Origin of the sequence: Actinotalea endophytica (assembly GCF_025717005.1) — a bacterium.
Classification (GTDB): domain Bacteria; phylum Actinomycetota; class Actinomycetes; order Actinomycetales; family Cellulomonadaceae; genus Actinotalea.
Map to the genome: position 1 here is coordinate 94,884 of NZ_JAOVZU010000009.1, position 12,272 is coordinate 107,155.

The 12,272-nt window shown below is 72.2% G+C and carries 11 protein-coding genes; all 11 read left to right on the forward strand.

The window, feature by feature from the left end:
* Positions 1-49: 49 nt before the first annotated feature.
* On the forward strand, positions 50-370 hold the full coding sequence (locus OEB99_RS15515) for an SHOCT domain-containing protein (protein WP_263578195.1): 321 nt from the start codon (positions 50-52) through the stop codon (positions 368-370).
* Positions 367-963 (forward strand): sulfocyanin-like copper-binding protein, encoded by a 597-nt coding sequence (locus OEB99_RS15520; RefSeq protein WP_263578196.1) that lies wholly within the window; start codon positions 367-369, stop codon positions 961-963. The genes OEB99_RS15515 and OEB99_RS15520 overlap by 4 nt, the downstream gene beginning before the upstream one ends.
* A gap of 135 nt (positions 964-1,098) precedes the next feature.
* Positions 1,099-3,726, forward strand: a complete 2,628-nt coding sequence (locus OEB99_RS15525; RefSeq protein WP_263578197.1) for a bifunctional diguanylate cyclase/phosphodiesterase — start codon at positions 1,099-1,101, stop codon at positions 3,724-3,726.
* A 335-nt stretch (positions 3,727-4,061) separates the two neighbouring features.
* Positions 4,062-5,033: an ABC transporter substrate-binding protein gene (locus tag OEB99_RS15530; protein WP_263578198.1), complete on the forward strand. Its 972-nt coding sequence runs from the start codon at positions 4,062-4,064 to the stop codon at positions 5,031-5,033.
* A 134-nt stretch (positions 5,034-5,167) separates the two neighbouring features.
* Positions 5,168-6,697: a sugar ABC transporter ATP-binding protein gene (locus OEB99_RS15535; protein WP_263578199.1), complete on the forward strand. Its 1,530-nt coding sequence runs from the start codon at positions 5,168-5,170 to the stop codon at positions 6,695-6,697.
* Positions 6,697-7,749 carry an ABC transporter permease gene (locus tag OEB99_RS15540; protein ID WP_263578293.1) on the forward strand — a complete coding sequence of 351 codons (1,053 nt, stop codon included), beginning with the start codon at positions 6,697-6,699 and terminating at the stop codon, positions 7,747-7,749. The genes OEB99_RS15535 and OEB99_RS15540 overlap by 1 nt, the downstream gene beginning before the upstream one ends.
* Entirely contained in the window at positions 7,746-8,768 is a 1,023-nt protein-coding gene (locus OEB99_RS15545) for an ABC transporter permease subunit (RefSeq protein WP_263578200.1), read from the forward strand. The genes OEB99_RS15540 and OEB99_RS15545 overlap by 4 nt, the downstream gene beginning before the upstream one ends.
* Before the next feature lie 53 nt (positions 8,769-8,821).
* On the forward strand, positions 8,822-10,336 hold the full coding sequence (locus OEB99_RS15550; protein WP_263578201.1) for a sugar ABC transporter ATP-binding protein: 1,515 nt from the start codon (positions 8,822-8,824) through the stop codon (positions 10,334-10,336).
* 2 nt (positions 10,337-10,338) lie between these two features.
* Complete coding sequence (locus tag OEB99_RS15555) at positions 10,339-11,412, forward strand: LacI family DNA-binding transcriptional regulator (protein WP_263578202.1); 1,074 nt, start codon at positions 10,339-10,341, stop codon at positions 11,410-11,412.
* A gap of 44 nt (positions 11,413-11,456) precedes the next feature.
* Complete coding sequence (locus OEB99_RS15560; RefSeq protein ID WP_263578203.1) at positions 11,457-12,050, forward strand: hypothetical protein; 594 nt, start codon at positions 11,457-11,459, stop codon at positions 12,048-12,050.
* Entirely contained in the window at positions 12,047-12,265 is a 219-nt protein-coding gene (locus OEB99_RS15565; RefSeq protein ID WP_263578204.1) for a hypothetical protein, read from the forward strand. Before OEB99_RS15560 ends, OEB99_RS15565 begins: the two co-directional genes overlap by 4 nt.
* The last annotated feature ends 7 nt before the right edge of the window (positions 12,266-12,272 follow it).

Genomic DNA, 12,272 nt, shown 5'->3' on the forward strand with positions numbered 1-12,272 from the left:
ACATCTGCGCGTCCGAGGCTGGGAGCAGAACCCGAGAGAGGACATGGACATGATGGGTTGGTACGGAACCGGGATGAGCGGCTTCGGCTGGATGGGCATGGGCCTGTTCTGGCTCGTGCTGATCGGGCTGATCGTCTGGCTGGTGGTCAGGCTGCTGCCGAGCCACAACCAGCCGCAGGCGCCGCAGCAGCTCCCGCCGGTGGCCCCGGTCGCGCCCCAGGCGCCGACCCCGCCGCCGGTCGCGGCGCACGGTGGCGCCGGGCCCGCGCTGGACATCCTCGACAAGCGGCTCGCCTCCGGCGAGATCGACGTCGAGACCTACCGGTCGGTCCGCGCGGCGATCCTCGAGGGGCGAGGGGCGCCCCAGTGACTCGCCGGGCGCGCGGCTGGACGATCGCGGCGCTGGTCGCGGCGGTCGCCCTGCTGGCCGGGTCGGTCACCTGGGCGTTCGGTGGTGGGCTCACGCAGTCGGCCACGGCCGTCGGGTGGCCCATGCGGGCGGGCGCGGTCGCCGACAGCGCTGACGACCTGCCCGCCACCACCGACCTGCCCGGGACCGTGGTGGACGTCGTCGCGATGGACATGGGTCGCGGGATGATGGGCGCCGCCGGCCGCTGGGGGAGCACCCGGATGATGCTCAGGGCCGACCGGGTCGAGGTCGAGGCGGGCACCGTCACGCTCCGCCTGGACAACCGGGGCACGGTCGACCACGAGCTCGTCGTCCTCCCGCTCGCCGACGGGCAGCAGGTCGGTCAGCGCACCGTGGGCGCTGACGACGCGGTCGACGAGTCGACGAGCCTCGGCGAGGCCTCGGCGACCGGCGCCGAGGGCGAGGGCGACGGCATCGCACCCGGGACCAGCGGGTGGGTCACGCTGGATCTTCAGCCGGGCCGCTACGAGCTGGTCTGCAACATCGACGGGCACTACGCCGCGGGCATGTACACCCTGCTGGTGGTCACCTGATCCGGACGCCGGGCTCGGCGCGCGCGCAAGCCCGGGTCGGGTCCGCCGCACCGGGGTGAGGAGAACCTCAGGTGCGCCGTTCTCGCGCCGATATGTACGGCTGACCGCCGTCGACCGAAGCAGGGGCCCCCGCACATGAGCGCAGCACCATCCGTGGGCCTGCCGTCGACCCGTCCCGGTGCTGCATGGCGCGAGCACGCCGTCATGACGGCGGTGGTCTGCGTGGCGGTCGTGGTCGGCCGGGCGACCAGGCTCCACGGCGGCGAGCTGGCGGTGATCTGGCCCGCGGCCGGGGTCGGGGCCCTGTGGGTCGCCCGGTCGTGGACCCGTCGGCGCCAGTGTGCCGCGGCCGTCGGCCTGCTCACGGTGGTGGCCGGTGTGCTGAACGCGATCACCGGGGCCGGGCCGGTGGTCGGCGCCGCGCTCGGGGTGGTCAACGGGCTCCAGGCCGCGGCGTGGTGCTGGCTGCTGGTCGCCGTGCAGCGCCGTCTGGGACGACGTCCGCTGGTGCTGCGCGGCGCCGCCGACCTGCTGGTCGCGACCGGGGCCGCACTCGTGGCCGCGACGGTCGCGGGGCTGGGCGCGGCACTCGTGCTCCACGCCACGTCCGGGGCCGTCGTGCTCGACGTGCTCGGCCACTGGGTCCTGCGCAACGCGACCGGGATCGTCGTGGTCGCCGCACCGGCCATCGTGCTGCTCGACGACGAACGGCCCCGGGTCGGGCCGGCGGACCGTCGGCCGCTGGGTGAGGTCCTGGTGGTGCTGCTCGCCGGCGCTGCGCTGACCGCGGCCCTGTTCGGGGTCCTGGACTCCCCGGCAGCGGCGTTCCTGGTGCTGCCGGTCGCGATCGCGGTCGCGGAGCGCTACGGGGCGAACGTCGCCGGCGTGCACGCGGTCGTCGCCGGCGCGGTCGTGGTGTACGCGACGTTGCACGGGTTCGGCCCGCTCGCCGTGCCGAACCCGCACGAGGCCGCGTTCCTCGCGCAGGCGCTGGTCGGTGTGCTGAGCCTGGTCGCGCTGTCGCTCGGGCTGCGCAGGGACCGGAGCCTCGCGGCCGAGGGCCTGCTCGCCGCGTCGGAGGTGCGCTTCCGGCACGCGTTCGGCACGGCGCCGATCGGCATGGTCATCGTCGAGGTGAGCAGCGCGGGAGCGCCCGGACCGATCCTCGAGGCGAACGTGACGGCGACCGAGTTCGCCGGCCGGTCGCTGGACGAGCTGCGGGCGATGGGCCTGGAGGCCCTGGTGCACCCCGAGGACCGTGGGACGGTGCGACGCTGGCTGGCGCGGGTGTCCCGGGTCGGCGAGGCCGGGTCGACCGTCGAGGTCCGGTTCCAGGGCGCCGACGACCGGATGATCTGGGGCGTGCTCTCCGGACGCCGCGTCGCGAACGAGGCGTCCGGGTCGGCGCGGCCCTCTCTGCTCTGCCTGATCGAGGACGTCACGGCCCGGCACCGCGCGGAGGCCGCGCTGCTGCGCCAGACCCTGCACGACCCGTTGACCGGGCTGCCGAACCGCACCCTGCTGCACGACCGGATCGCCGAGGCCACGGCCACCGGCGCGTCCGCGGGCCTGCTGTTCTGCGACCTGGACGGGTTCAAGGAGATCAACGACACGTTCGGTCACGCGGCCGGGGACCGAGCGCTCCGCGAGGTCGCCCATCGGCTGGCGTCGCGGATGCGCCCGATCGACACCGTGGCGCGGCTCGGCGGCGACGAGTTCGCCGTGGTGTGCCCGGGGATCTCGACCATCTCCGAGCTCGAGCGGGTCGCGACCCGCCTGATCGACGTGCTCGACCGCCCGCTCGGGGTGGAGTCGGGCGAGGGGTTCCGGGTCGGGATGAGTGTCGGCGTCGTGGTCGTCGGCCCGGGGACCGAGGCCGAGGCCGCCCTGGCGTGCGCGGACGCCGCGATGTACGAGGCCAAGCGTTCCGGGCGGAACGCGATCCGTCCGTACGGCGAGATGTTCGGCGGCGCCGTGCCGACCCTCCTGCCTGCGCTGCGGACCGCGCTGCGCGAGGAGCAGTTCCGGCTGCACGCCCAGCCGATCGTCGACCTCGACACGGGCGCGACCCTCGCGGTGGAGATGCTGCTCCGCTGGGAGCACCCGACCCGCGGCCTGCTCGGCCCCGGTGAGTTCCTTCCGGCGTTGGAGACCAGCACGTTGATGGAGCCGGTCGGACGCTGGGTGCTCGCCGAGGCGTGCCGGGTCGGCGGGAGCTGGGCCCGGTCGCTCGGTGACCGGACGCCGAGCATCCACGTGAACGTCGCGGCGGCGCAGCTCGAGCACCCGCACTTCGTCGAGCACGTGGTGGACGCGATCACGGCCGGCGGGCTCCCGGCGGACCGGCTAGTGCTGGAGATCACCGAGACCAGGATGCCCAACCTCGACAGCGTGCTCTCGCTGGGGCTGGACGAGCTGCGTCGCCGCGGCGTCCGGATCGCGATGGACGACCTCGGGACCGGGTACGCCGGGCTCAAGCAGCTGTCCGAGCTGCCGCTGGACATCGTGAAGCTCGATCGCGAGTTCGTCTCGCACGGCGGGCGCGACCCGCGCCGGGACGCCGTGATGCGGGCGGTGCTCGGGCTGAGCGAGGCCCTGGGCGTCGAGCCCGTCGCCGAGGGTGTCGAGACGGCGGCCCAGGCGGAGATGCTGCGCCGGGCGGGCTACCGCACCGCTCAGGGGTTCTGGTTCGGCAGGCCGGAACCGGTCGGCCCGGTGCCACCGGCGAACCGTCGGCTCGACTCGGTGTCCGCTCGCGCCTGAGGTCCCGCCCAGGTCGGGCGCCTGCTGGTGCCCGACGCGCGTCCGGCCGGCGCGCGGCCCGTGTCGGGGGTGGTTCGCGCGCCCGGAGCAGCGTCCGACCGGCCTGACCAGCACAGACTCAGGATGTGATGGGATGTGATGCGTCACATCGCGACCATCTGCCGAGGTCAGAGCGCCGTGCACGCACACGAGCGTTACGAAAATGTGATGGCCTGTGTCTAGCCTGAGCACGGAATGTGAGCGCTAATATCCATCACACGACCCGTCGCGCGGGTTGGCGAGGCAAGACCCCGATACCGGCGATGGCGCCGGACCAGAACGAGGAGGTTTTGGATATGCGGAAGCGGATCTTGGCCGGGATGGCGCTGCTGGGTTCGGCGGCTCTGGTGGTGTCCGGATGCTCGTCCGGCAGCGACTCCGGCAGCGCGAGCGGCGACACGATCACCGTGGGCTTCGCCCAGACCGGTTCGGAGAGCGGCTGGCGCAGCGCGAACACCGAGTCGATGAAGGCCGCCTTCTCCACCGACAACGGCTTCGACCTCGTGTTCAACGCCGCGGACAACGACCCGGCCGCGCAGATCGCCGCGGTGCGCTCGTTCATCAACCAGGGCGTCGACGCGATCGTGATCGCCCCGATCGTCGAGGACGGCTGGGACGACGTCCTGACCGAGGCCAAGGACGCCGGCATCCCGGTGGTCCTCGAGGACCGCACGGTGACCGCGTCCGAGGACCTCTACGCCACCTGGGTGGGCCTGGACTTCAAGCTCGAGGGCGAGAAGGCCGGCGAGTGGGCGGCCCAGACGTTCACCGAGCCGACGAAGATGGTCGTCCTCGAGGGCACGACCGGGTCCGCCCCGGCCAACGACCGGGCCGAGGGCTTCGACGCGGCCATCGCCGGCACACCGATCGAGAAGATCGACTCGCAGACCGGTGACTTCACCCGTGACGGCGGCAAGTCCGTCATGGAGGGCTTCCTGCAGAAGTACGGCGTCGACGGCATCGACCTGGTCTACGCGCACAACGACGACATGGCCCTCGGTGCGATCGAGGCCATCGAGGCCGCGGGCGCCACGCCGGGCGAGGACATCAAGATCGTCTCGATCGACGCGGTCCACGACGGCATGCAGGCGCTCGTCGACGGCAAGATCAACTACATCGTCGAGTGCAACCCGCTGCTCGGCGACAAGGCCGCCGACCTGGTCAAGAAGGTGCTCGCCGGCGACGCCGTCGACAAGCGCACCATCGTCGAGGACCAGGCGTTCGACCAGGCCGCCGCCGAAGAGGCGCTGCCGGACCGCAAGTACTGAGCGGACCGACCTGCGCCGACCTCCCCGCCAGGCAGGCCGGCGCAGGGAGGACCGGCCGACCACTCGCGCGAGGACGGCGTCGGCACGACACCGACGCCGTCCTCGGCCCGGACTCACGAGGAAGTGACCAGCGCATGCGTGCGGACACCCCCCCGATCGTCGAGATGCGTGGCATCACCATCCGGTTCCCCGGGGTGCTCGCGCTCGACGGTGTCGACTTCCTGCTGCGCCCCGGTGAGGTGCACGCACTGATGGGTGAGAACGGCGCCGGGAAGTCGACTCTGATCAAAGCGCTCACCGGGGTCTACGCGGTCGACGACGGCACCATCACGGTCGCCGGGGAGCGCCGGACGTTCGCGACGACCGCCGACGCGCAGGCGGCGGGCATCTCGACCGTGTACCAGGAGGTCAACCTCTGCCCCAACCTCACGGTGGGGGAGAACGTCATGCTCGGCCACGAGCCGCGCCGGGGACGCACCATCGACTGGCGCGCCACGCACACCGAGGCCGAGCGGCACCTGCGGAGCCTGGGCCTCGAGCTCGACCCGCGGACGTTGCTGTCCACCCACTCGATCGCGATCCAGCAGCTGGTCGCGATCAGCCGCGCCATGGTGCTCGAGGCCAAGGTGCTGATCCTGGACGAGCCGACCTCGAGCCTCGACCGGGACGAGGTCGAGCAGCTGTTCGGCGTCATCCGGGACCTGCGTGACTCCGGGGTCGCGATCCTGTTCGTGTCGCACTTCCTGGACCAGGTGTACGAGATCTCCGACCGGATCACGGTGCTGCGCAACGGCGCCCTGGTCGGTGAGTACCCCGTGGCCGACCTGCCGCGGGACGCCCTGGTCACCAAGATGATCGGCCGCGAGCTCGACGACCTCGAGGCGCTGTCGCGCTCGGCGCACCGCGTGATCGACCGCACCGGCGAGCCCGTGCTGCGCGCCGAGGGCGTCGGCCGTCGCGGTGTGCTCGAGCCCGCGGACCTCGAGGTCTACGCCGGCGAGGTCGTCGGTCTCGCGGGCCTGCTCGGATCCGGCCGGACCGAGCTGGTGCGGCTGCTCTACGGCGCCGATCGTCCCGACCACGGCCGCGTCGCGGTGCACGGCAGGCCGGCCCGGATCACCTCGCCGCGGCACGCGATCGACCGGCGGATCTCGTTCTCCTCGGAGGACCGGCGTGGGGAGGGCATCGTCGCGGACCTGACGGTCGCGGAGAACATCGTGCTCGGCATCCAGGCGCGCAAGGGCTGGATGCGCAAGATCCGCAAGAGCGAGCAGGACGCCGTCGTCGCCGAGTACATCGAGGCGCTCGGCGTGCGGCCCGCGGACCCGCAGCTGATCGTCGGCAACCTCTCCGGTGGCAACCAGCAGAAGGTGCTGCTCGCCCGCTGGCTCGCGACCGCTCCCGAGCTGCTCGTCCTCGACGAGCCCACCCGCGGCATCGACGTCGGCGCGAAGGCCGACATCCAGCACAAGGTCTCCGAGCTCTCGGCCCAGGGACTCTCCGTCATCTTCATCTCGTCGGAGCTGGAGGAGGTGCTTCGATTGGCCCAGCGGATCGCGGTGCTGCGGGACCGCAAGAAGATCGGCGAGCTCGACTCCGGCGACGTCGACCTGGACGGGCTGATCGACTACCTGGCCAACGAGGGCAAGGGGAGTGCGGCGTGATGCGCATCTGGAGGCACCGGCTGTTCTGGCCCAGCGCGGCGCTGGTCGTGCTCGTGGCGGTCAACGCGATCGCGCGGCCGCAGTTCCTGCGGATCACGCTGCAGGACGGCGAGCTGTACGGCGCGCTGATCGACATCCTGCGCAACAGCGCGCCGCTGATGCTGGTCGCGCTCGGCATGACGATCGTGATCGCCACGCGGGGCATCGACCTGTCGGTCGGTGCGGTGATGGCGGTCTCCGGCGCCGTCGCCCTGACCATCATCGACGGCTCCGGCGACCCGGGCGCCACGGGCACGGTGCTCGTCGCGGTGGTCGTGGCGCTGCTGGTCTCCCTGGTGCTCGGGGCCTGGAACGGGTTCCTGGTGTCCGCGCTCGGGATCCAGCCGATCGTCGCGACCCTGGTGCTGATGCTCGCCGGCCGCGGCGTCGCGCTGCTGATCACCGGGGGGTTCATCACCACGGTGAACTCCGCACCGCTGGCATACATCGCGAGCGGCTACCTGACCGTGCTGCCGTTCGCGTTCATCATCTCGGTGGTCGTCATCACCGCGCTCGGCCTGGTCGAGCGCCGGACCGCGCTGGGGGTCCTGACCGAGGCGGTGGGCATCAACCCCGAGGCGAGCCGGCTGGCCGGCGTCCGGTCGCGCGGCATCATCTGGGGCGCCTACATGGTCAGCGGCGTGCTCGCGGGCCTGGCCGGGATCATCTACGCCTCGAACATCAAGGCGGCCGACGCGAACGCCGCCGGGTTCCTGATCGAGCTGTACGCGATCCTCGCGGTGGTCCTCGGCGGCACGTCGCTGGCGGGGGGCAAGTTCTCCATCGCCGGGACCGTGATCGGCGTGCTGATCATCCAGACGCTCGACTCGACGATCCTGTTCCTCGGCGTCCCGTCGGCGCAGAGCCCGGTGTTCTTCGCGTTCGTCGTCGTCGCCGTGGTGATCGCGCAGTCGCCGCGGACCAGGAACGCGTTGCGCGCCCTCGGCGGGGCGAGGCGGCCGCGAGCGGCGGCATCCGTCCAGGACCGGCCCAAGGTGGAGGTGGCCTCGTGAGCGCGGCGATGACCGGGACGGTGGCCGCGGAGCGCCCCACCTCGACGTTCCAGACCTTCCTGTCCCGGCGTGCCGGGATGATGCCGACCTTCGCCGCGCTGATCATCCTCGTGCTGCTGTTCGTCGGCGCCGAGGCGTTCCTGCGGGGTGACTTCATCACGCCCGGCAACATCTCCGCGCTGCTGCTCGACAACGCCTACCTGGTGATCCTCGCGGTCGGCATGACGTTCGTGATCCTGACGGCCGGCATCGACCTCTCGGTCGGCTCGGTCATGGCGTTCACCGGCATCCTCGGCGCCCAGCTCCTCGCGCGCGGCGTGCCGGCGTGGCTGGCGATCGTCACGATGCTCGCGGGCGGCGCCGTGATCGGCCTGCTGATCGGCACGCTCGTGCAGTACTTCAGCGTCCAGCCGTTCATCGCCTCGCTCGCCGGGCTGTTCCTCGCCCGAGGCCTGGCCTACGTGGTGAGCCTGTCCTCGATCAAGGTCGAGAACACCGGCGTCCTGTGGCTGCAGACCAACCGGATCAGGGTCGGCGACTGGTACATCACCCCGACCGGCCTGATCGCGCTGCTGACCGTGGCGGTCGCGGCGTTCGTGCTGCACCTGACGCGTTTCGGCCGCACGATCTACGCGATCGGCGGCAACGAGCAGTCCGCGCGGCTGATGGGTCTGGACGTGGGCCGGACCAAGGTCGCGGCGTACGTGATCAGCGGTTTCTGCGGCGGGCTGTCCGGCCTGGTGCTGACGGCGTACTCCGGTGCCGGCTACCCGCGCAACGGCATCGGCACCGAGCTCGACGCGATCGCGGCCGTGGTGATCGGCGGGACGCTGCTCACCGGTGGCCGGGGCTACGTGCTCGGCTCGCTCGTCGGCGTCTTCGTCTACGGGACGATCAAGACGATCATCTCGTTCATGGGCGCCGAGCAGTCGTGGATGCAGATCATCATCGGTGCCCTGCTCCTGCTGTTCATCGTCGTGCAGCGGGCCATCGTCGCGCGGTCGGAGCAGCGGCGGTAGTCATCGGGGCGTCGGTGAGGGCGACGCCGGGCCCCGCTCGGGATAATGGCGCGGTGGACGGAGCGCGGCCGCTGCTCGAGTTGACCGGCGCGACGGTGCGTTTCGGTGCCGACGCGGCGCTCGACGACGTCTCGTTCCGGATGTTCCCGGGCGAGGTCCACTCGCTGATGGGTGAGAACGGTGCCGGCAAGTCGACCCTGATCAAGGCCGTGACCGGCGCGCTGGCGCTCGACGAGGGCACACTGACCCTCGACGGCGACGAGGTCAGGTTCCCCACGCCGCACGACGCGCAGCGGGCCGGGATCAGCACCGTCTACCAGGAGATCGAGCTCCTGCCGAACCTCTCGGTGGCCGAGAACATCCTGCTGGGCCGCGAGCCGCGCGCCCACGGCGTGGTCAGCCAGCGCCGGATGCGCGACCAGGCCCGCGGCATCCTCGCCGACCTCGGGCTGGACATCGACCCGGCGTCGATCCTGGGCACCCACTCGGTGGCCGTGCAGCAGCTGGTCGCGATCGCCCGGGCGATCTCCACCGACGTGCGGGTGCTCGTGCTGGACGAGCCGACCTCGAGCCTCGACCTGGACGAGGTCGGCGAGCTTTTCCGGATCATCCGTGAGCTCAAGGCGCGTGGGGTCGCGATCCTGTTCGTGTCGCACTTCCTGGACCAGGTGTACGAGATCTGCGACCGGGTGACGGTGCTGCGGGACGGCCGGCTGGTCGGCGAGTACCTCACGCGCGAGCTGCTGCGGATCGACCTGGTGCACAAGATGCTCGGGCACGACGTCTCGGACTACAAGGCGCGCCAGCGCGAGCCCGTCACGCAGCCGGACGCGCCCGTGTTCCTCAGCGCGCGCGGCGTGACCGCGCGCGGCATCGGGGCGGCGGACCTCGACCTCGGTGAGGCGGAGATCGTCGGCATCGCCGGGCTGCTCGGATCGGGTCGCACCGAGCTCGCACGGGCCCTGACCGGGGCCGCGCACCTGGATGCCGGCATCATCCGGATCGAGGGCCGCGCCGCCCACCTGGACTCCCCGAGGCGCGCCATCTCGCTCGGTGTCGTGTACTCCTCGGAGAACCGTCGCGCCGAGGGCATCCTCGCCGAGCTGTCGGTGCTGGAGAACATCACGCTCGCGCTCCAGGCCCACCGCGGCATCTTCCGGCGGATCCGGCCGGCCCGGCAGCGCGAGCTCGCGCAGAGCTGGGTCGAGGCGCTCGGGATCCGACCGCCCGACCTCGACCGGCCGGCCGGCACGCTCTCCGGCGGCAACCAGCAGAAGGTGCTGCTCGCCCGGCTGCTCGCGCTCGCGCCCCGCGTGCTCGTGCTCGACGAGCCGACGCGTGGCATCGACGTCGGCGCCAAGGTCGACATCCAGAACCTGGTCGGCGAGCTCGCGGACAACGGCCTGTCCGTCATGTTCATCTCCGCCGAGCTCGAGGAGGTCCTGCGGGTCGGGGACCGCGTGGCGATCCTGCGCGACGGACGGATCGTCGAGACGCTCCGCTCGGGCGACATGACGGTCGACTCCCTCCTGGCCCTCGTGGCCCAGCCCGACGAGCAGGAGGGCTGAGCATGTCCGACGGCAAGCCGGCCCGGGCCGCGAACATCTTCGACGTCGCCCGTCTCGCGGGGGTCTCGCACCAGACGGTCTCGCGCGTGCTCAACGGTCTGCCCAACGTGCGTCCCGCGACCCGCGAGCGCGTCGAGCAGGCCATCGCCCAGCTGCGGTACAGCCCGTCGCCGGCGGCCCGGTCGCTGGTGTCGCGCCGGACCCGGACGATCGGCCTGATCGCACCTGCCGTGTCCGACCACGGACCGATCCGGATCGGGATGCACTTCTCGATGGCGGCCCGCGCGGCCCGCTACAGCGTCGACATGGTCACCACGGTCGACGACGACCCGGGCGCGGTCCGGGCCGCGATCGAAGGCCTGCTGCGCCAGCGGGTCGACGCGATCGTGCTGATCGTGATGGACATCGGCGTGCTGGAGATGGTGCGCGGCCTCGACCTGTCGGTGCCCGTCGTGGCGGCGGCGTCGTCGGCCCGGCGCAGCCCGCTGCTCGTGCAGATCGACCAGTACCGGGGTGCGCGCTCCGCGGTGCGCCACCTCGCCGAGCTGGGCCACACGCGTATCGCGCACATCGCGGGACCCGCGCGTGCCGCGGACGCGGTCGAGCGGGTCCGCGGCTGGCGCGACGAGCTCGCCGAGCGCGGGTTGCCGGTGGTCGACCTGGTCTACGGGGACTGGAGCGCCGCGGACGGGTACCGGATCGGGCGGGAGATGGACCTCGAGCCCGGGATGGCGATCTTCACGTCCAACGACCTCACGGCCCTCGGGCTGCTCTCGGCGCTGCGCGAGCGGTCGATCAGCGTGCCGGAGGACGTCAGCGTCGTCGGCTTCGACGACATCCCGGAGGCCGCCTACCTCTACCCGCCGCTGACGACCGTCCGCCAGGACTTCGCCGCGCTGGGCGAGCTCATGCTGCAGAAGGTGCTGGTCGCGCTCGAGGAAGGCGAGGGCGAGACGACGGACACGCCCTTGCCGACCCACCTGATCGTCCGGGAGTCGGCCCGTCGCCGCGGTGCGGACCCGGCCGACCCGACGGAGGCCGCCGAAGCGGACCCGCGGCTCGCGTGGCGCGAGTAACGTTCGCCCCACGGGAATGCCAAGGAAGCCACCCGGAGGCTGCGATGAAGCGTCGCCCGATCATGCTCGTGCTCGCCGGAACGGTCGCCGCCGTGGTCGCGGTACCCCTCGCAGCGTCGGCCGTCGAGGCCGAGGGCTGCTCCGGGTCCGTCACCACCACCGATGCGGCCGGAGCAGAGCTCGGCTCGGTCGAGGTCCCCGGTCCGGGCGCGACGCAGGCCGACCCCTTGCCGGTCGACCCGGCCGGCACGGTGGTCTGGTCGGGCAGCACCGACGCGGTCATCACCAACGGGAGCTGGTCGATCACGGTCGGCGGCGTGCGGGTCGCGAGCGGTGACCTCGAGAACGCCGACGGCGAGACCTCGGCAGGCGGCACCGAGAACCTCGCCGACGCGTTCGCCCCGATCGCGTGGGCGCTGCGGGGCAGCATGGTGATCCCGGTCAGCGGCACGCTCACGGGTGACGGCGGCTCGTGCCACGGCAGCGGCTGGATCACCGGGACGGGTGCGGTGACCTCCTCGCCGATCTTCTGGAGCGGGCTCGGGCTCGGCGTGATCGGGCTGCTGATGTTCATCGGCATGTTCGCGGGCACGAAGGTCGTGGCCGGCGGCGCCGCGGCGGCGGGAGGTGCGTCATGACCACCGACGTGCGGCGGCGGCCCGTGCTCGGGTTCTTCGCAGGTCTGTTCCTCGGGCTCGGTGTGGGCCTCGTGCTGATCGTGCTCGGCGTGGTGCCGGCGACGATCGCCTGGCTCGCGGCTCCGCCGATCGCCGGGATGGTGCTCGGCGTGCTGCTCGCGTACGTGGCGCCGGTCCGCGGGCGGAAGGGCGACACGTCGCCGGAGCCGACGTAGTCCGCGA